This window comes from Pseudarthrobacter defluvii, assembly GCF_030816725.1.
Lineage (GTDB): Bacteria > Actinomycetota > Actinomycetes > Actinomycetales > Micrococcaceae > Arthrobacter > Arthrobacter defluvii_A.
Window position 1 is genome coordinate 4,236,029 of record NZ_JAUSYG010000001.1, and the last position, 18,071, is coordinate 4,254,099.

The 18,071-nt window shown below is 64.3% G+C and carries 17 protein-coding genes; 9 read left to right on the top strand and 8 right to left on the bottom strand.

The features are described from left to right. Positions 1 to 55 precede the first annotated feature (55 nt). The 4 genes from QF031_RS19810 to QF031_RS19825 form a co-directional block, all read right to left on the bottom strand. On the bottom strand, positions 56 to 1,099 hold the full coding sequence (locus QF031_RS19810; protein ID WP_307432232.1) for a Gfo/Idh/MocA family protein: 1,044 nt from the start codon (positions 1,097 to 1,099) through the stop codon (positions 56 to 58). Further along, on the bottom strand, positions 1,099 to 1,878 hold the full coding sequence (locus QF031_RS19815) for an amino acid ABC transporter ATP-binding protein (protein WP_307432236.1): 780 nt from the start codon (positions 1,876 to 1,878) through the stop codon (positions 1,099 to 1,101). Before QF031_RS19815 ends, QF031_RS19810 begins: the two co-directional genes overlap by 1 nt. Further along, complete coding sequence (locus QF031_RS19820) at positions 1,875 to 2,663, bottom strand: amino acid ABC transporter permease (RefSeq protein ID WP_307432239.1); 789 nt, start codon at positions 2,661 to 2,663, stop codon at positions 1,875 to 1,877. Before QF031_RS19820 ends, QF031_RS19815 begins: the two co-directional genes overlap by 4 nt. A 122-nt stretch (positions 2,664 to 2,785) precedes the next feature. After that, positions 2,786 to 3,646, bottom strand: a complete 861-nt coding sequence (locus QF031_RS19825; protein WP_307432242.1) for an ABC transporter substrate-binding protein — start codon at positions 3,644 to 3,646, stop codon at positions 2,786 to 2,788. Between the two features lie 172 nt (positions 3,647 to 3,818). Between QF031_RS19825 and QF031_RS19830 the strand changes: the two genes are divergently transcribed. Then, on the top strand, positions 3,819 to 4,922 hold the full coding sequence (locus tag QF031_RS19830) for a LacI family DNA-binding transcriptional regulator (protein WP_307433534.1): 1,104 nt from the start codon (positions 3,819 to 3,821) through the stop codon (positions 4,920 to 4,922). A gap of 35 nt (positions 4,923 to 4,957) precedes the next feature. Here the strand turns inward: QF031_RS19830 and QF031_RS19835 are convergent, their stop codons facing one another. After that, positions 4,958 to 5,659 (bottom strand): polysaccharide deacetylase family protein, encoded by a 702-nt coding sequence (locus QF031_RS19835; RefSeq protein WP_307432244.1) that lies wholly within the window; start codon positions 5,657 to 5,659, stop codon positions 4,958 to 4,960. Positions 5,660 to 5,796: 137 nt separating this feature from the next. Beyond that, positions 5,797 to 6,825: a LacI family DNA-binding transcriptional regulator gene (locus tag QF031_RS19840; RefSeq protein WP_307432247.1), complete on the bottom strand. Its 1,029-nt coding sequence runs from the start codon at positions 6,823 to 6,825 to the stop codon at positions 5,797 to 5,799. Positions 6,826 to 7,018: 193 nt separating this feature from the next. On the opposite strand from QF031_RS19840, the gene QF031_RS19845 reads away from it, so the two are divergent. After that, positions 7,019 to 8,185 carry an endo-1,4-beta-xylanase gene (locus QF031_RS19845; protein ID WP_307432251.1) on the top strand — a complete coding sequence of 389 codons (1,167 nt, stop codon included), beginning with the start codon at positions 7,019 to 7,021 and terminating at the stop codon, positions 8,183 to 8,185. 77 nt (positions 8,186 to 8,262) lie between these two features. On the opposite strand, the gene QF031_RS19850 is transcribed toward QF031_RS19845, so the two are convergent. Further along, on the bottom strand, positions 8,263 to 9,450 hold the full coding sequence (locus tag QF031_RS19850) for a mandelate racemase/muconate lactonizing enzyme family protein (protein ID WP_307432253.1): 1,188 nt from the start codon (positions 9,448 to 9,450) through the stop codon (positions 8,263 to 8,265). A 41-nt stretch (positions 9,451 to 9,491) separates the two neighbouring features. Then, on the bottom strand, positions 9,492 to 10,535 hold the full coding sequence (locus QF031_RS19855; RefSeq protein ID WP_307432256.1) for a LacI family DNA-binding transcriptional regulator: 1,044 nt from the start codon (positions 10,533 to 10,535) through the stop codon (positions 9,492 to 9,494). Between the two features lie 236 nt (positions 10,536 to 10,771). Between QF031_RS19855 and QF031_RS19860 the strand changes: the two genes are divergently transcribed. The 7 genes from QF031_RS19860 to QF031_RS19890 are packed head-to-tail and all read left to right on the top strand — an operon-like array spanning position 10,772 to position 18,047. Further along, positions 10,772 to 12,100, top strand: a complete 1,329-nt coding sequence (locus tag QF031_RS19860; protein WP_307432259.1) for an extracellular solute-binding protein — start codon at positions 10,772 to 10,774, stop codon at positions 12,098 to 12,100. Continuing rightward, on the top strand, positions 12,097 to 13,032 hold the full coding sequence (locus QF031_RS19865) for a carbohydrate ABC transporter permease (protein WP_307432262.1): 936 nt from the start codon (positions 12,097 to 12,099) through the stop codon (positions 13,030 to 13,032). The genes QF031_RS19860 and QF031_RS19865 overlap by 4 nt, the downstream gene beginning before the upstream one ends. 1 nt (position 13,033) lies before the next feature. Further along, positions 13,034 to 13,939: a carbohydrate ABC transporter permease gene (locus tag QF031_RS19870; RefSeq protein ID WP_307432265.1), complete on the top strand. Its 906-nt coding sequence runs from the start codon at positions 13,034 to 13,036 to the stop codon at positions 13,937 to 13,939. Positions 13,940 to 13,969: 30 nt separating this feature from the next. Then, complete coding sequence (locus QF031_RS19875) at positions 13,970 to 15,160, top strand: Gfo/Idh/MocA family protein (protein ID WP_307432268.1); 1,191 nt, start codon at positions 13,970 to 13,972, stop codon at positions 15,158 to 15,160. 34 nt (positions 15,161 to 15,194) lie between these two features. After that, positions 15,195 to 16,199: a sugar phosphate isomerase/epimerase family protein gene (locus QF031_RS19880; protein WP_307432270.1), complete on the top strand. Its 1,005-nt coding sequence runs from the start codon at positions 15,195 to 15,197 to the stop codon at positions 16,197 to 16,199. Positions 16,200 to 16,248: 49 nt separating this feature from the next. Then, the gene (locus QF031_RS19885; protein ID WP_307432273.1) at positions 16,249 to 16,947 is read left to right on the top strand and encodes a ThuA domain-containing protein; all 699 of its coding nucleotides are present in this window, start codon (positions 16,249 to 16,251) and stop codon (positions 16,945 to 16,947) included. Next, the gene (locus tag QF031_RS19890; RefSeq protein WP_307432277.1) at positions 16,932 to 18,047 is read left to right on the top strand and encodes a Gfo/Idh/MocA family protein; all 1,116 of its coding nucleotides are present in this window, start codon (positions 16,932 to 16,934) and stop codon (positions 18,045 to 18,047) included. The genes QF031_RS19885 and QF031_RS19890 overlap by 16 nt, the downstream gene beginning before the upstream one ends. The last annotated feature ends 24 nt before the right edge of the window (positions 18,048 to 18,071 follow it).

The window sequence follows — 18,071 nt, forward strand, 5'->3', positions numbered from 1 at the left end:
GGTTGTGGCGGACGCGGACGGAGCGTCAAAGAAATAGCGCCGGGGCCCGGAACGTTCAGGCCAGGGCGTGGATGCCCTCGATGACCTTGAGTACTTCAAGCGGATCGGCGGGATCGACGGGCAGCGGCCCCTCCCCTCGGAGGGCAGCGGCCAGCTGCACGTAGAACTGTGGATAGGCCCCGCGTTCGGCAGGAATGGCAGACGTTGCGCCGTCGACTCCCAGGAGCCCCCAAGACTCCTGGGGGTCAACGCCGTAGGCCTGGTCCGACGGCAGCGTCCCGGCCGCGAGGGCCGGTTCCTGGCCGTCGAGTCCCCACTTTGTATAGCCGGCCTGGGAACCGAGGACGTGGAACCGGGCGCCGACTTGGGCTGCCATGCCGTTCATCCACAGCCGGGATCGGACGCCGGAGGCATGCAGCAGTGACACGAAAGCTTCGGTGTCGGCCGCGTCCGGATGTGGACCGCGGTTGGCCGTCTCGCCGTAGCTCCTCTCCACCGGGCCGAACAGCTGGATGGCCTGGTCGATCAGGTGGGCGCCCAGGTCGTGCAGGATGCCGCCGCCTTCTGAGAGGGACACGGTGTCCCGCCAGTTTCCGAAGCCCTCGGGCCGCCACCACTCGAACCGCGACTCGAAGCTGCTGACCTGTCCCAGTACTCCTGAGGCCAGGACCTTCTGCAGGGTCAGGAAGTCGGCGTCCCACCGGCGGTTCTGGAACACCGTCAGCTGCACCCCGCCGTCGTACGCCCTGTTGACCAGCTCCTCGCCCAAGGCGGACGTGGGCACGAAAGGCTTGTCCACCACCACGTGCAGGCCATGCGCGATGGCGGTGGCGGCCAGCGCAAAATGGCTATGCGGTGGCGTGCCCAGGATGACCAGATCAAGGTCCACGGACAGGGTGAAAAGTTCCTCGGAGGTGGCAACGATTCGGGCTTGGGGGTAGAGACGTGCCGCCTCGGCGGCGCGTTCAGGCTGGGCAGTGACGATAACGTCAAGCGAGTAATCCGTGTTGGCCGCCACCAGCGGGGCGTGGAAGACCTTGCCGGAGACGCCGAAGCCGACGACGGCCGTGCGGATGGGTGCCGCGGTAACAGTGCGCATCAGAGCACCTCGGAGAGGAAGCGCTGCAGTCGTTCGCTGCGGGGGTTGTCGAAGAGCTGGGCAGGTGTTCCTGCTTCCACCACTTCACCTTCGTCCATGAAGACCACTTGGTCCGCGACTTTGCGGGCGAAACCCATTTCGTGGGTGACCACCAGCATTGTCATGCCGCGCCGGCCCAGGCCGGCCATGAGGTTCAGGACGCCTTTGACCAGTTCGGGGTCCAGGGCGCTGGTGGCTTCATCGAAGAGCATGACTTCGGGTTCCATTGCCAGGGCCCGGGCAATGGCGACGCGTTGCTGCTGGCCGCCGGAGAGGTCGCGGGGACGGTGGTCGGCGCGTTCGGCGAGTCCTACTTCGGCGAGGCGCTGGCGTGCGAGCTCCATGGCCTGGGCTTTGGGCATGCCCTTGACGCTCCACAGTGCCAGGGCGACGTTTTCTTCGGCGGTGTGGTCCGGGAAGAGGTTGAAGTGCTGGAAGACCATGCCAATGCGTGTGCGGAGGGTGTCCGCGTTCGCGCGAAGGGTGCTGTCGCCGGCGAGGAGCACGTCACCGCTTTTGGGTTCGTGCAGCCGGTTGATGCCACGCAGCAGGGTGGATTTGCCGGAGCCTGAGGGTCCGATGATGCAGGTGGTAGTGCCTGGGGCGACCGTGAGGCTGACGTTGCGCAGGACCTCGATGTCGCCGTAGGCCATGGTCAGGTTCCGCAGTTCCATGCTTGACCCCTGGAATGTCGGGGCGGTTGCGGTGGCGGTGTTTTTGGTGGGGGTGGGGGTGTTCATGTGTTGCTCCCGGCAGTGAGCGGCGAGGCCGCGTCGAGTTCCGTGACTTCCTTCAGGCCGCTGGTGGGCGCTGCGGCCCGGCGGCGGCCGGTGCGGAACTTGTTGTCGAAGTAGTTGACCAGGTGGGTCAGCGGGACCGTGATCACCAGGTAGAGGAGGCCGGCAGCGACCAGCGGCGAGAGGTTGCCGGACAGCACGGCGGCGTCCTGGCCAACGCGGAAGAGTTCGCGTTCGGTGACCAGCAGGCCGAGGAAGTAGACCAGGGATGAGTCCTTGACGATGGCGATGAACTGGTTCACCAGGGCTGGGAGGACCCGGCGGACCCCCTGGGGCACCACCACCAGGGCCATGGATTTGGCGTAGCTCATGCCCAGGGCACGGCAGGCCTCGCCCTGGCCCTTGTCCACGCTGAGGATGCCGGCGCGGAAGATCTCGCCGATGTAGGCGCTGGCGATCAGGCTCAACGCGATGATGCCCAGCGGGTACGGGGACGGCCCGAAGATCGACTGGCTGAGGCGGGCAAAGCCCTGACCGATCAGCAGGATGGTCAGGATGGCAGGCAGGCCCCGGAAGAGGTCCGTGTAGATCCGGGCCGGGACGCGCAGCCACTTGGACGGTGAGATGCCCATGACGGCCACCACCATTCCCAGCACCGTGCCAAGGACGGTGGCGGCGATGGAGATGATCAGCGTGTTCAGCAGGCCGACCGCCAGGAGTTGGGGCAGGACCTCGGCCATTGCACCGAAGTCGAAGAAAGTACGGATGATGGTGTTGAACCAGTCCATGGTTGCTCTCAGACGTAGATTGTTTGGAAGGTGCCGGGCGGCCGCGTGCTGCGGCGCGCCCGGCCAGGCGGGCAAAGCCCTGTTGCCAGGTGCTTACTTGCCCGCGCTTTCTTGCTCGATGCTTATTTGCTCGGTGCCGGGGAGGCGGCGGTCTGCTCGGCCTTGGGCAGGTACTGCTCAGGCATCGGGGAACCGGGGAACCACTTCTGGTAGAGCTTCTTCCAGGTCCCGTCCTCCATGGCTGCCGCCAGGCCCTTGTTCAGGGCTTCCTTGAAGGCCGTTTTGCCCTTTGCTACGGCGAACCCGGCCGGTGCGTCGAAGGACGGAATGTCCGCGGCGCTGACCAGGCCGTGCTGCTCCTCATAGGCCTTTGCGGCCTCGTAATCCAGGAAGTGTGCGTCCACTGCACCGCTGTTCACGGCCGCGATGGCGGTGTTGTTGTCCGGGAAGCGGACCAGGCTGGCCGACGTGAAGTTCTTGACCGCATAAGCCTCCTGCAGGGTGCCCTGGACTACGCCCAGGCGCTTTCCCGCCAGACCGTCAACACCCGTGATGCCGGAAGTCTTGGTGGTGATGACCGTCAGGTAGCCGGCCAGGTAGCCGTCCGAGAAGTCCACCGTTTGCTTGCGCTTGTCAGTGATGCCGATAGCGGCAACTCCAGCATCGAACTGTCCGTTGGCCACCGCGGCAAGGAGGCCGGAGAAGTCCTGGCCGGTGAAGACTACGTTGTCCACACCGGCCCGGTGGGCCACGTCCTTGAACAGTTCCACATCGAAGCCGGTGAAGTTCCCGGAGGCGTCAGCGAACGTGTATGGCTTGGAGTCACCCAGGCTGGCCACCCGGACGGTGCCGGGCTGGATCAGGCCGTAGGGGTTGTTCTCCGTGTTGGAGGCTGCTGACGTGGAGTTGCAGCCGGAAAGGGCCAGGACCGCGGCCAGTGCTGCCGCGGCGATACCGGCCGGGCGGAAATTCTTTTTCTTCACAGCGTTGTCCAATCGTTGGTGGGAAGGCGGTGCTGTCAGGGCCGCCGAAGAAAGTCGCCGATGCTCTTGTTGAGTCCGGTCTCACACCCTAGGATTGAGACCGGACTCACATCGATGGATAGAAATGTAGCCGAAGTCACAGAGGGCGTCAACAACCCTTCGAAAGGTGAAGATGAACAGCGAAGGAGCACGACGGCGGGACGTGACGGTTGCCGACGTCGCCAAGGCTGCCCAGGTGTCCAAGGCGCAGGCCGCGCGGGCCCTGGGCAATTACGGTGCAGTCAGCGACGACGTACGCGAACGCGTCCTCGCTGCTGCCGAGGCCCTTTCCTACCGGCCCAATGAGCTGGCCCGCAGCATGAACACGGGCAAGTCCCACACCATCGGCGTCGTGGTGGGCGATATTGAAAACCCGCACTTCGGGCTTGCCACGCGGGGCATCACGGACACGGCAAAGAAGTCCGGCTACAACGTCATCCTGGTCAACACGGACGAGGACCGGGCGGCCGAAGTGGACGCAGTCCGGGTCCTGCTGGACAAGCGCGTGGACGGCCTCATCGTCGCTCCCGCGTCATCGGTGGAAACCGGGCACTTGCAGGAGGTGCACAGGTCCGGCCGCCCCCTGGTGTTCATTGACCGAACGGCAGGAGACATGCCGGTGGAGACCATGGCCGTGGACATGGAAAGGATCTCGCGGGAAGCCACCCAATACCTGATCGAGGCCGGGCACCGGCGGATAGCCTTCATTTCCACCTTGACGACTGACACCCGCTACACGGCCGGGATGAGGCTGGAGTCCTCCCAGATCGCAGACCGTATTGAGGGGATGCGGGCGGCCTTCCTGGAGGCAGATTTGCCCTTCCCGGAGGACCTGGTTCGGCTGAATGCAGGAGATGAAGATTCCATCCGCGGCATCACCCGCGAGGTGCTCCGCGGCCCGGATCGAGCCACGGCGGTGGTGGCTTCCGACGGCCTGATCGCCCTCAGCGTGGTGGAGGCCATCCAGGAACTCGGACTTTCCATTCCGGCGGATGTTTCGTTCCTGATGTACGACGACTTCGCATGGACCAGGCTCACCACCCCACCCCTTACGGTTATCGCCCAGCCTGTCTACAACATGGGCGTGGCGGCCGCGAGGGCGCTGATCCGCCAGATGGAGGGCCTGCCTCCCGCCGCTCCCGCACAGTTCACCGCAACACTGGTGCGCCGGGGTTCGGTGGGTCCGCGGAGGGCCGAGGCAGCGGAAGCGTCAGAGCTGGAAGCTGTCAAGAGTTAGCAGACATTCCAGCACGGCGCACCGGGGCCCCGATGTCAGCCCCGCCGGGCGGGCTTGTCGAAGCGCCAGCCCTCTGAGCGCAGTTCGGGGATGATCTGGTCCACGGCCTCCACGGTTTGGGTTCTGTCCCCGCCGCCGTCATGCATGAGGATGACTGCACCCGGAGCGATGCCCTCCTTGAGGCGGCGGACCAGTTCGTTGGTTCCGGGCGGCTCCCAGTCACCAATGGCAAGGCGCCAGCCAAGGGGCTGCATTCCCATGTCGGCGGCGACCTGCGGCGTCTGCCCCCAGCTGCCGTAAGGCGCCCGGAAATACTTGATGGGGGCATCCGGAGCTGCCTCTCGGATGAGGGCGCTGGTCTCTTCCAGGTCAGCCCTGATCGCCTCTGCACTCCACGTGGCCATGTCGTCGTGATGCATGGTGTGGTTGCAGAGCGCGTGCCCCGCATCAGCTATTTGGCGGACGATCTCCGGGTGCTGCCTGACGTGGTCGCCCCAGAGGCAAAAGGTGGCCTTGACTTGGTGCTTTTCGAGCACAGCGAGCAGCTTGGGGGTGTTGACGGGGTCGGGGCCGTCGTCGAAGGTCAGGCTGAGGTACTGACCCTCGTGCCGGGCCGAATCGACGATGGCAGGCGTGGCCTGGTCCGCAAAGGCGGGGGCGGCGCCGGCAAGGCCTGCGGGAACTGTGGCGGCCGCAGCCAACGCGATGGCAGCCAGGGGCAAGGCTGCTTTGGGCAAGAAGTGAGGGCGGTGGCATCTTCATGGCTACCTCTTCGGAGTCCCTATAAACTTCCGGAAGTTTCCGGAATGGGCTTAGCGTAGGTAGGCGGGCGTTGCCATGTCAAGGGTGTGAGGAGGCCGGCGGAAAAAAGCGATCAGTGCCGGCTGGGCGCCGCGGTGCTTTCCCTGGTTACCAGCCTGGTGGCCAGTTCGACGCGCGGGCTTTCGACGCCCTCGCCCTGGAGCATCCTAAGAATGGTGCGGGCAGCGAGCTTGCCCATTTCTGCGAGTGGCTGCCGCACAGTGGTCAGTGGAGGAGACGCCCACCGGGCCTCCGGCAGGTCATCGAATCCCACAACGCTGACGTCCTCCGGTACGCGCAGCCCTTTTTGACGGACCGCCTCATACACGCCCAGCGCCATCTGGTCGCTGGCAGCAAACACGGCCGACGGAGGCTCTGCCAATTCAAGAAGCCTGCAGCCGGCGCGGAAGCCGGACTCGTAGTCGAAGTCCCCTTCCACTACGAGTGCAGGATCGTAGGCAACGCCGGCAGCATCAAGGCCTGCCCGGTAGCCATCGAGCCGGGCCCTGCTGCACCACAGGCCGGGTACGCCGGCAACGAAACCTATCCGCCGGTGGCCGAGCCCGGTGAGGTGCTCCGTGGCGCCTACGGCCCCGGTCCAGTTGGTGGCGCCGATCGTGGGTACCTCCAGGTCTGGAACCCCGGCGGGATCGACCACGACAACGGGCAAGTCCAGGCGCTGCAGTTCCGCCCGCAGGAACGAGTCAAGGTCGGTAGTGACGAGTATGGCCCCGTCACTGGCCCTGGCGCTGACGTTGTCCAGCCATTGCCGGGTGGACGTTGAGCCTGTCCTGCGATGGATCGCGGAGACCACCGTGGATGCGCCGGCTTCGTTTGAAGCTTCCTCCACGCCACGGATGATTTCAACGGCCCAGGGACTGTCCAGGTCATTGAAGACAAGGTCAATGAGTCCGGAACGTACGGCCGGGCGGACGCCCCTCCGCCGGTAACCGTGGTCCCGCAACAGGATTTCCACCCGTTCACGGGTTCTCGGGGAAACGTCACTCCGGCCGTTAAGGACCCGGGAGACGGTGGGCACTGAAACACCGGCTTCCGCCGCAATATCCGAAATTGTGACTGCGGGGCGCTGGGTCTCGGGCACGCATCTCCTCCTGCTTTCGCTGCAAGTATAGGCGTTCTCGCCTGGACGCCGGCTTGAAACTTTCTTTGAAAACCCTTGACGCACACTCGGGAATCTTCCTACCGTTCAAGGCATGTATTCCGGAACTTTCCGGAACACATGAGACCGGCACTCACGCACGCCGGTCGACTCGTACCTCAAAGGAGAGCACTCAATGAAGGTTGCCCAACTTGTCGCCGCCGCCGTGCTGGCGTCGACGTTTGTCCTCCCCACGGCGCTGCCGGCAGTTGCCGGGGAGAATGACAAGCCGCAGCCGCCGGGACTTGCAAAGCAGGACACCCTGCGGTGGGCCGCACCCAAGGACCTCCGGATCGGCACCGCAGTTGCCGGTGGAGGACACCATGAGACCATGCCGTACCCAAACCCCTTTACCTTTGACCAGCAGTACCGGGAGGTCCTGGGGTCGGAGTTCAGCTCGGTCTCACCCGAGAACCAGGCAAAATGGGAATTCATCCACCTCCAGCGCGACCAGTACCGGTTCGCCGAAATGGACGCGATTGTGGATTTCGCCCAGCAGCACGGCCAGGTTGTCCGCGGCCACACGCTGTTCTGGCACAGCCAGAATCCTGCCTGGCTGGAAAACGGCAGCTTCAGCAAGGAGGAACTGCGTTCCATCCTGAAGGACCACATCACCACCGTTGTTGGACGCTACGCGGGCAAGATCCAGCAATGGGACGTCGCGAATGAGATCTTGAACGGCGACGGCACGCTCCGGACCACGGACAACATCTGGATCCGTGAACTTGGTCCGGAGATCATTGCGGATGCCTTCCGGTGGGCCCATGAAGCAGATCCCGCTGCCAAGCTCTTCTTCAATGACTATGGAGTGGAAAGCATCAATGCCAAGAGCACCGCATATGTGGGCCTTATCTCGAAGCTCCTGGCCCAGGGCGTCCAGGTGGATGGCTTCGCCGTACAGGGCCACCTCAGCACGCAGTACGGCTTCCCAGGAGACCTGCAGGCGAACCTTCAGCGCTTCGACGACCTCGGCCTGGAAACTGCCGTGACCGAGATCGACGTCCGCATGAACATCGCTGCCGGGACCAAGCCCACTGAAGCGCAGTTGGCCAAACAGGCCAGCTACTACCAGCAGGCGCTGGAGGCGTGCCTGAATGTCGAGGACTGCAATTCCTTCACCATCTGGGGCTTCAACGACAAGTACTCATGGGTGCCGGTCTTCTTCAGCGGCCAGGGCGAGGCCACTGTGATGTGGGAGGACTACACCCGGAAGCCTTCGTATTATGCACTGCAGTCCACCCTTCTCAAGGCGAACCCGGGAGGGGAACAGCGGGACGCCCACCACCCCGCCTACCAGCGGTAGCAGCCTGCTGAACACCGCCAAAAGCACTGCGGCCCGGACCATTTCGGTCCGGGCCGCGGTGTTCCACGCCCATCAATTCACATGGCCGGCGTTCGCTCGAGGTTGAAGTAGGACCTGGCGTCCGGCGGCCGGATGTCCGCCACCACGTCGCTGAAGATCCGCATGGGATGCGGCGTGAAGGGATGCTCGGCGATGGCGTCGAAGTCCAGTTCGATGCCCAAACCCACCCCTTCCGGGATCATGACGTCACCCTCCGCCGTCAGCTGGAGTCGCTCAGTCGAGATCTCGCTCCGCCAAGGCACATCCGTGGCCATGATCTCCAGGTAGCGGAAGTTGGGCAGCGTGGCACCCAGTTGCAGGGTCGCCGCGGTACTGAGGGGCCCGCTGGGATTGTGGGGTGCAAACGGAACGTAATGCGCCGCTGCCAGCGTCGAAATGAACGACAATTCCAGCAGCCCCCCGGCATGGGTGACGTCTGGCTGGATGTAATCTACTGCGTTGCGCGCAAGCGCGGGGATGAAGGTGTTCCGGCCCATCCACCGCTCCCCTGCCGCGATCGGGACCGGGGATTTTGACCGCACCTCGATAAGAGCATCAAGACCGTCAGGCGGGCAGGGTTCTTCGAAGAACACTGGCTGGAACTGTTCAATCTCCCGGGCCACCCGGATGGACGTAGGAACATCGAAGCGCCCGTGCCCTTCGATGAACAGCTCGATGTCATCACCGACCGCATCCCGAACGGCCGCCACGGGCTCCAGCATCCGCCGCAGGTCCCGTGGCTCCAGGATGAGGTCCGCCGCCTCGAACGGATCCCATTTCAGTCCCCGGAAGCCCTGGGCAACCGTCTGGACGGCAGCCTCGGCGAACTCCTCCGGGGTTCTGGCCCCGGAAAACCAACCGTTGGCGTAGGCCCGGACCCGGTCGCGGACCTGCCCGCCAAGCATGCGGTGGACGGGGACTCCCAGTGCACGTGCCGAGACATCCCACATGGCCATTTCAAGGGCGCTGAGGGCGGTCGTTGATATGGGTCCGCCACGCCAGTACGCGTCCCGGTTCACTTCGTAGATGGTTTGAGTGATGCGGGTTGGGTCCTTGCCCCGTACTGCGTCGGCAAGGACGGCCACGGCGCCCCGGACCGCATGCTCCTGGCCTTCGAGGGTCGCCTCCGCTATTCCAGTGAGGCCCTCATCAGTGGTCAGCCGGACGAAGATGAGGTTGGTCCGGTAGAAGTCCACGACCACGGTGTCGAGGTTGGTGATTTTCATGGGATGTCTTTCATGAACGGCTTGGGTGCCGGCGAGGTCAGTCAGGCCGCTGGCGGGGCGGTGGATTCACGGACGATGACCTGGGTGGCCAACTCCACGCGGTGGGAATCCAAGACCTCACCCTGGGCCTGGCGCAGGAGAGACCTCAGGGCGGCCCGGCCCATCTCTTCAAGAGGTTGTGACACCGAGCTCAGCGATGGCACCGATTGCTCACCCTGGTTGGTGCCGTCAAAACCGATGATGCTGATGTCCTCCGGAACCCTGATCCCGTGGTGCCGCGCTTCGCTGAGGACACCCAAGGCGATGGCATCGCTGCCTGCGAAGATGGCCGTGGGAAGGGCATCAAGCTTCAGCAGCTCCCTGAATCCGATGACGCCGCTTTCGGTCCGGAACCGCCCGCCGGAGACGATGTACCGGGGGTCCACCTTGATGCCTTGAGCCATCAGGGCTGCCATATACCCGTGAAGCCGGGCCTGGTTGCATTCGGCGCCCTCAATCCCGCCGATGTAGGCAATGCGCCGGTGCCCCAGTCCCAACAGATGTTCGGTGGCCGCCTTGCCACCCGCCCAGTTGGTCGCTCCCACGCTGACGACGTCGGCCGAAGGCGGGTTCAGCGGGTCGATCACCACAACCGGGATGTGGCGGCGGCGGAAGGCATGCAGTTGGACCTCGCTGAACGCGGACGTCACCACGATCATCCCCGCCCTGCCCTCTTCGAGCATGCGCTGGGCACGGCGCTCCGGGGTATGGCGGCCAGGGGTCGATTGACCAGTCACGCTCACCAGGATTTCGACGTCGGCAGCGGCTGCGAACTGCAGTATGCCGTTGAGGACCTGGATGGTGTAGGCGGAATCCAGCACGTCAATAACCACTTCAACCACGGTCGCGCTTTCGGCAGCAGCCCTGCGCTGCACGGGCGACTGGTAGCCCGCCTGCTCCAGCACCGCAAGAATCCGCGCCCTGGTTTCCGGCGCTACGTCGTCACGGCCGTTCACCACCTTGGAGACGGTCGGCGCGGAGACCCCCGCCTGCCTGGCCACGGTGGCGAGCGTGGGTTTCGCACGCTCCGGCAATTTGGTTGTCATGGGTTCGCAATCTTTCGAAGATGAGAGGTGCCTTCATTCTGTAGAAGAGATGTTTTCGCCGTCAAGCACAGCCCGCAGGAACGCGGTTTTCAGAAAATATCCTCTACGATCCCTTGACTCCGGGGATTTTTAGAGCTTTAGTTTACACCGTGACTTATATCACCGTTCGAAATGTTTCGAACGATCGTCGGAGCAAACGCCCCGTACCTCGACAGCAAATTCACAATGGAGAAGCAATGAAGCAACCCCAGACCTCACGGCGCTCTTTCCTCGCCCTCGCTGCCCTTACTCCCTTTGCCGTTGCCGCAACCTCTGCCTGTGGGACGTCAGGCCCGGGTGCCTCAAGCAGCGGAGGGGGAGCCAGCATGTGGTACCTGTCGGGCGAGCCGAACCAGACCACCATGCAGAAGGCTGTCGATGCCTTCAACTCGGCCAACTCCGCCGACAAGATTTCAGTCACCTACTTCCAGAATGACGCGTACAAGACCAAGATCAAGACCGCGATCGGCGCCAACCAGGCGCCCACCATCATCTACGGCTGGGGTGGCGGCGGCCTGAAGACCTACGCCGAGGCCAACCAGGTTGACGACCTGACCAGCTGGTTTGAGCAGAACCCGGACCTGAAGAAGAAGTTCTTTCCCTCCGTGTTTGGCGCAGCTACCGTCAATGGCAAGATCTACGCTCTCCCCAACCAGTACGTAGCCCCGATCGTCCTGTTCTACAACAAGGAGCTCTTCCAGAAGGCCGGCGTCCAGCCACCCAAGACCTGGGACGACGTCATGTCGCTGGTCAAGACCTTCAATGGCATGGGTGTGGCCCCCTTCTCCCTGGGCGGCCAGTCGCGCTGGACCTCCATGATGTGGCTTGAATACCTGCTGGACCGCATCGGCGGACCCGATGTGTTCAAGGCGATCTTCGAAGGCAAGCCCAATGCCTGGATGGATCCCGCGGTGATCGAAACCGGCACCAAGGTCCAGGAACTGGTCTCCGCTGATGGCTTCATCAAGGGCTTCTCCTCCATCACCGCGGACTCCCAGGCCGACCAGGCCCTGCTGTTCTCCGGCAAGGCAGCCATGATGCTGCATGGTTCCTGGACCTACGGGGCCATGAAGAAGGCTGGCCAGAACTTCGTCCAGGACGGCAAACTGGGCTTTGTCCCGTTCCCCACCGTTGCCGGCGGCAAGGGCGACCCCAAGAATGGGGTAGGCAACCCTGCCCAGTACATGTCCATCTCCTCGAAGGCCAGCGACAAGGAAAAGGAGTCCGCCAAGAAGTTCTTCAAGGATGGCATCCTCACCGAGGCCGTGATCGATGCCTACATCAAGTCCGGTTCCGTGCCCATCGTCAACGGCATCGAAGACAAGCTGAACACCTCCGAGGACAAGGAGTTCCTGAACTTCGTTTACGACATGGCAAAGAACGCGCCGAACTTCCAGCAGTCCTGGGACCAGGCGCTGAGCCCCACCGCAGCCGAGGCCCTGCTGAACAACATCGACCAGCTGTTCCTGAAGTCGATCACGCCGCAGCAGTTCGCCGAGAATATGAACGGCACCCTCGGGAAATGAGTAACGCTGTTTCCACGGGACCGCGGGGCGCCGTCAGCCTAAAGGATTCCAAGCAGACCGAGCAGCGCAAGGCCGCGCTGGCGTGGCTGACGGTGCCCGCCCTGTTCTTCTTCCTGGTGTTCGCCGTCATCCCGCTGGCCGGCGTGCTCATCCTGAGCTTCGCCAGCTGGGACGGAATCGGCGCCATCGGGGCGGCGGGCCTGGACAACTGGTTCTCCGTGCTGGCGGATCCCGGACTGTACAACGCCTTGGGCCTGACCTTCCTGATCATGATCGTCTCGTGGCTGGTCCAGACGCCCATCAGCCTGCTGCTGGGCGTCTTCACCGCGGGAAGCCAGCGGTACCGGGCAGTCCTCGCGGTCCTGTACTTCCTGCCCCTGCTGTTGTCCTCCGCCGCTGTCGCCATTGCCTTCAAGGCACTGCTGGATCCCAACTTCGGGCTGGCAACCGGCCTGGGCCTGCCGTTCCTTGCCCAGGACTGGCTGGGTGTCCCGCAGTTGGCAATCGGCCTGGTCGTCTTCGTCATCGCCTGGCAGTTCGTGCCGTTCCACACACTCATCTACCAAGGTGGCGTCCGCCAGATCCCCAAGTCGCTGTACGAGGCCGCCCAGATCGATGGGGCCGGGACCATAAAGCAGTTCTTCCACATCACCCTTCCGCAGCTGAAGTACACGATCATCACATCCTCCACGCTGATGGTGGTCGGTTCGCTGACCTACTTCGACCTGATTTTCGTCCTCACTGGCGGCGGACCGGGAAACTCCACCCGGATCCTGGCCCTGGATATGTACCTGCGGGGCTTCCGCGCCAACCTCATGGGCCCGGCCAGCGTCATCGCGGTCATTCTCGTCATTATCGGCCTTGCACTCGCCTTGTTCCTCCAGCGCCTTGGAGGCAAGGACAAGCAGGGCAGCCAATTGGAAGGTTTGTAGGGTGAGTACCGTCCTGAAAAGCAATACCCAGGAAGCCCGCGACGGGTCGTCCGGCCGCCCAGCGCCCGCCAAGCGGCGGCTCGGTTCACGGCTGGGCCGGCTGAACATCCCCGGCGGGCTGGGCGGCTGGATCTGGCTCGCCATCATTATTCTGCCCATCTACTATGTGGTCATTACCAGCCTCAAGACGCAGGCGGGCTACTTCGGACAGAACCCACTGGCGCTGCCCACTTCACCCACGCTGGAAAATTACCAGCTGGTGCTCGAGAAGGACTTCGCAACATACTTCATGAACAGCGCCATCGTGACGCTGGGTTCGGTGATCCCCACGGTGCTGATTTCCTTCATGGCTTCGTTCGCGATCGTCCGCGGCAGTGGGAAGTTCCTCAAGCTGGTCAACGGCATGTTCCTCATGGGGCTGGCCATCCCGCTGCAGGCCACGATCATCCCCATCTACCTGATGATCATCCGGCTCAACCTGTATGACAGCCTGCTCGCTCTCATGCTGCCGTCCATCGCCTTTGCCATCCCGCTGACGGTGCTGATCCTGTCAAACTTCATCCGCGACGTTCCGAACGAACTGTTCGAGTCCATGCGGCTGGACGGCTGCAGCGAATGGCAGACCATGTGGCGGCTGGCCCTGCCCCTCACCCGCCCGGCCATCGTGACCGTTGCCATTTACAACGGCCTGCACGTCTGGAACGGGTTCCTGCTTCCGCTGGTCCTCACCCAGAGCCCCGGCCTGCGCGTCCTGCCCCTGGGCCTGTGGACCTTCCAGGGCGAGTTCAGCGTCAACATCCCCGCCGTGCTCGCCTCCGTCATGCTCAGCACCCTGCCCATCCTGGTGCTTTACGTCATCGGCCGGCGCCAGCTGCTCGCCGGCCTGACCGCCGGCTTCAGCAAGTAACGCCCGGGATCTCCAGAAAGGACTTTCAACATGACCACCCCGAAACCCCTGCGGGTCGGCATGGTGGGCTACGCCTTCATGGGCGCCGCCCACTCCCACGCCTGGCGCACCGCACCACGGTTCTTCGACCTGCCGCTGCAGCCGCAGCTCACCGCGGTGGCCGGCAGGAATGCCGAGGGCGTCCGCGCTGCTGCGGACAAACTCGGCTGGGACTCGGTTGAGACCGACTGGCGCCACCTGATCGAGCGTGACGACATCGACCTCATCGACATCTGCACGCCCGGCAACACCCACGCCGAGATTGCCATCGCCGCCCTCGAAGCCGGCAAGCACGTGCTGTGCGAAAAGCCCCTGGCCAACTCCGTGGAGGAAGCCGAACGGATGACCCTCGCCGCGGAGACGGCCGCGAAGAACGGCGTCCTCTCCATGTGCGGCTTCAGCTACCGGCGCACCCCCGCGCTGGCGCTGGCCAAGCGGTTCGTGGAACAGGGCCGGCTCGGGGAGATCCGGCACATCCGCGCGCAGTACCTGCAGGACTGGCTCACCGATGCCAACGCCCCGATGACCTGGCGGCTGGACAAGAGCAAGTCCGGTTCCGGCTCACTGGGTGACATAGGTGCACACAGCATCGACGCGGCGCAGTGGGTCACGGGCCTGAACATCAGCGGGGTGTCGGCGCTGCTCGAAACCTTTGTCCCGGAACGCCCGCTGGCCGGTGACCTGGTGGGCCTGGGCGGCCACGGCGACCTCAGCAGCGACGCCCCGCGCGGGCAAGTCACCGTGGATGATGCGGCCATCTTCAGCGCAAAGTTCGACGGCGGCACGGCCGCAGGTGCAATCGGCGTCTTTGAAGCAACGCGCTACGCGCTGGGCAGGAAGAATGCCATGCGGCTGGAGGTCAACGGCACCAAGGGTTCCCTGGCTTTTGATTTTGAGGACATGAACGTCCTGTCCTTCTATGATGCGGCGGAATCCCCCGACGCCGGCTTCCGCCGGATCTTCGTGACCGAGCCCGAGCACCCTTATGTGGGGAACTGGTGGCCCACCGGCCACGGCCTGGGGTACGAGCACGGCTTCACGCACCAGGTGGTGGACCTGGTCACGGCCATCGGTGAAGGACGCCAGCCCGAACCGTCCTTCGCAGACGCGCTGCAGGTGCAGCGGGTTTTGGCCGCCGTGGAGTCCAGTGCCGCGAACTCCAGCCAGTGGCAAAAAGTCTGAGCAACGTACGGCTTCGATCGATCTAGGAACTGACATGACACGACCAATCACGCTGTTTACCGGCCAATGGGCGGACCTGCCGTTTGAGGAGGTGGCGCGGCTCGCCGGCGAGTGGGGCTTTGACGGGCTGGAGATCGCCTGCTGGGGCGACCACCTTGACCCGCGCCGTGCGGCCGAGGACGACAACTACCTCCAGGGCCGGCTGGACATCCTCGAAAAGAACAACCTGAAGGTTTTCGCCATCGCCAACCACCTGACCGGGCAGGCCGTGTGCGATGACCCCATCGATGAGCGCCACCAGGGCATCCTGTCGGCCGAGACCTGGGGCGACGGCGAGCCGGAGGGAGTACGCCGCAGGGCAGCGGAGGCCATGAAGGACACCGCCCGGGCGGCTGCGCGGCTCGGCGTGAAGACGGTGACAGGCTTCACCGGGTCTTCCATTTGGAAGGCCGTGGCGATGTTCCCGCCGGCTTCCCAGTCAATGATCGACGCCGGATACCAGGACTTCGCGGACCGCTGGAACCCCATCCTCGACGTCTTCGATGAGGTGGATGTCCGTTTTGCCCTGGAAGTCCACCCCTCCGAGATCGCCTACGACTACTGGACAGCCAAACGTACCCTCGAGGCAATTGGCCACAGGAAGAATTTCGGCCTGAACTTCGATCCCTCCCACTTCATCTGGCAGGACCTGGACCCTGTGATGTTCCTGCAGGACTTCGCGGACAAGATCTTCCACGTCCACGTCAAGGAGTCCGTCCGCCAACTCGATGGCCGCAACGGCCGCCTCGGTTCGCACCTTGCCTGGGCTGACCCGCGCCGGGGCTGGGATTTCGTCACGGCAGGGCATGGGGACGTGCAGTGGAACAGGATCTTCCGCACCCTCAACGCCATCGGCTACGACGGTCCCACCAGCATCGAGTGGGAGGACGCCGGCATGGACCGGCTCATCGGTGCCCCGCAGGCACTGGCCATGGTGCAGGAACTTGCCCGCATCGCGCCGCCCGCGGCAGCCTTCGACGCCGCCTTCGCCAGCCACTGAACCCACGCTTTGCCGGCAGACGCCGGCAGCCAAACAAAAGGAAACTTCAATGTCAGAACGCAAGAAGGCGCTGGTCGTCCGCGGCGGCTGGGACGGCCACCAGCCGTACGAGGCCACTGAACTCTTCATTCCCTACCTCAAGGAGAACGGCTACGACGTCCGGGTGGAGGAATCCCCCAAGGTGTACGCGGACGCTGAATACATGGCAGGGGTGGACCTGATCATGCAGTGCATGACCATGTCCACCATCGAAAAGGACGAGTTTGCCGGACTCCGGGCGGCCGTTGAGAACGGCACCGGCCTGGCCGGCTGGCACGGCGGCATCGCCGATTCCTACCGGAACACCTCCGACTACCTGCACCTGATCGGCGGCCAGTTCGCCTGCCACCCGGGAAAGCACCCGGACGAATGCATCGGCGAACAGTCGGACAACTACGTGCCCTACACGGTCAACATGCTGCCGGCCGCCGCCGAGCACCCCATCACCAAAGGCATCAAGGATTTCGACCTCGTGACCGAGCAGTACTGGGTCCTCGCCGATGACTACATCGACGTTCTGGCCACCACCACCCAGAAAGTCCGCGAGTGGGACCCCTGGAACCGCGAAGTGACATCCCCTGCCATCTGGACCCGCCAGTGGGGCAAGGGCCGGATCTTCGTTTCCACCCCCGGGCACCGCGTGGAAATCCTGCAGGACCAGAACGTACGCACCATCATCGAAAGGGGCCTGCTGTGGGCAAGCCGTTGAACGTCGGAATCATTGGCTGCGGAGCCATCATCGCGCAGTACCTGAAGAATTTCCGCCGCCTGGACCAGATCAACCTGGTGGCCGTGGCGGACCTTGACCAGGCACGCGCCCAGGCCGTGGCAGACGACTACGACGGCGTCCGCGCCCTCTCCGTCGAGGAACTGCTCGCCGCAGACGACGTCGACCTCGTCCTGAACCTGACCATCCCCGCGGCACACGCCGACGTGGCGCTGAAGGCGATCGCGGCCGGCAAGAGCGTGTACGGCGAAAAACCGCTGGCCGCCACGACGGAAGAGGCACGCACGGTGCTGGACGCGGCACGCCAGGCAGGCGTCGTCGTCGGCTGTGCCCCTGACACCGTCCTGGGCACCGGAATCCAAACCGCACGCAAGGCGATCGACGACGGCCTCATCGGCGCCCCCATCTCGGCATCAGCCACCATGGTGACGCCGGGCCACGAGCGCTGGCACCCGAACCCGGACTTCTACTACCAGCCGGGCGGCGGACCCCTCCTGGACATGGGCCCCTACTACGTCACCGCCCTGGTGACGCTGCTGGGACCCGTGGTGTCGGTGCTGGGCGCGGCCAGCCATACCCGCAACGAACGCACCATCGGCTCCGGTCCGCGGCAGGGGGAAAAGGTGCCCGTCACCATCGACTCCCACGTCACGGGCATCCTGGTGCACGCCTCCGGCGCGCTCTCCACGCTGTTCATGAGCTTTGATGCCGTGAAGTCCAAGTCGCCGAACATCGAGATCCACGGAGAGCGCGGATCCCTGGTGGTGCCCGACCCCAACCACTTCGACGGCGACGTCCAGCTGTTCTCCCTGGGCGCCGAGGACTGGGAGACCCTTCCCGTCTCGGCGGGCTACGTCGATGCCGGGCGCGGGTTTGGCATCGCCGACCTGGCCTCCACCCCGGAAGGCAAGGAGCCCCGCGCGGGCGGGGCACTGGCCTACCACGCCCTGGAGGTCATGGAATCTGTCCTGAAAGCCGCGCACAGCGGCATGACGGTGAGCATCCAGAGTACTGTTGAGCGCCCTGGGAGCGTGGAACTGACGGTCCTGGCCGAGCAGGCAGACGCCCTCCAGGCGAAGTAGCCATCCGGAACCGTGCCGCCCGCA